Genomic DNA, 909 nt, shown 5'->3' with positions numbered 1-909 from the left:
GGCCATTGCCGACCTCTTGGCGCGCGGAGACGAGCCTTGCGGGTGGCAGCGAGCGATGGCTGGCGTCCGGCATCCGTGGGCGATTTTCAATGGCCGGCGCTGCTGGTCGCCAAGGGGGTGAGTCTTTGGAAGGGGGAAAGGCGTCCTGCGCAAGCAGAGCGATGCCCGCAACAAAAATGAACAATGAACAAACACCCGGCTCGGCATGCCGTAAAGGGGTTGCACAATCTGATGAACCGGAGCGTTCACTGACCAACATCAACCGGTAAATTCGACTGCGATGGTGACGCTCCGACCGACACGCGAGCTCCAATCGGTGCTGGCCCCGATGACAGCGGCGGCCCATTCAGACACCGCACTCGGGGACTGGTATGTCAATCGACTTGTCGTTAATCGACGGCCGCTCCTCCTTCTTGTCAGCTCAACCTCATTGCTGCCGATTTTGTTACCGGCGCGTGACGCTCGGACTCTTCCGAACCGCCTGGCCGAAGTCGTCGCGGAACGCCTGGCTCGCCTGGGCATCGCATCGTCGCTTATCCGTGCCGAGACCTCGGTGATGAGTCAAGTCCATATCGATGTCACCATCGACCGCTCTGTGCTCGGGATCATGGTGGACTTCGCAAAGGCTGTCCCGCACTTCCTCGATGTTGGAGCCTGGGACGAGGCTTGGCTGCGCATGGTCGAAGACCGGTTGTCAGAAAGACCATGCCATGCAAGGAAAGGTCTTGATCGGCTCATATTCCCGCATAAAAAGACCTCAGAATTGCTAGCCCAAAAATGGGCTGACTAGAACCTATCTCAAAATTGCCTTAGCAGCATGGTGATACACGCCAACTGCACGAAACCCAGGAAGTTTGCGGCGTAGTATTCCCAGCGAACCAAGAGGCGGCGCTTCCATTGCAACCAGGC

Annotated in this window: 2 protein-coding genes; both read left to right on the top strand. The window is 58.2% G+C overall.

The features are described from left to right. Positions 1 to 269 (top strand): hypothetical protein (locus ACTFO6_RS17315; protein WP_439935679.1); only part of this gene is annotated, 269 nt, incomplete at its 5' end. An 11-nt stretch (positions 270 to 280) separates the two neighbouring features. Beyond that, positions 281 to 790 carry a DUF6933 domain-containing protein gene (locus tag ACTFO6_RS17310; protein WP_439935678.1) on the top strand — a complete coding sequence of 170 codons (510 nt, stop codon included), beginning with the start codon at positions 281 to 283 and terminating at the stop codon, positions 788 to 790. The last annotated feature ends 119 nt before the right edge of the window (positions 791 to 909 follow it).

It is taken from the genome of Pelomicrobium sp. G1 (genome assembly GCF_051905455.1).
Lineage (GTDB): Bacteria > Pseudomonadota > Gammaproteobacteria > Burkholderiales > UBA6910 > Pelomicrobium.
This window is presented reverse-complemented; position numbering and strand designations above follow the sequence as displayed.

Coding starts and splice junctions, on each gene's coding strand:
- ACTFO6_RS17310 (WP_439935678.1), top strand. CDS start 281: ATGGTGACGCTCCGACCGACACGCGAGCTCCAATCGGTGCTGGCCCCG.